Consider the following 332-nt stretch of genomic DNA (forward strand, 5'->3'; position numbering starts at 1 on the left):
CGTCCGAATAGTAGCGCAGCTTCTTACCGCACGATTCCTGCTGCTTCGGTCCGTACATAGCCATCGGAATATCAGACAGCTGATTCATGCCGATCAGGGAAATCATCTTCTTGCCCATCCGGCCTTTGATACGAGGCAGATGCTTTGCAAAGAATCGAGCGTGCACGCCCAGAGAGTTATCTGCATCTTCATCGTCGTTAGAGTCCGGATTCATTGCCGGATACGAGTCAACGATGATGACACCCTGAAGGTTTCCGTCCGGTGCCTCTACCCACAGACCCTTTCCGTACTTCTTGGCCATCTTCGGGTCGTGTGCGTCACCAATCATGGCC

1 protein-coding gene is annotated in these 332 nt (G+C 53.0%); it reads right to left on the reverse strand.

Annotated features, from left to right (window positions below; all coding sequences use genetic code 11):
• A partial coding sequence (locus tag AC1RPW_RS08265; protein WP_481769484.1) for a P-loop NTPase family protein occupies positions 1-332 on the reverse strand: 332 nt, incomplete at both ends.

This window comes from Dellaglioa sp. CoH-55-MRSF-8 (assembly GCF_056782195.1).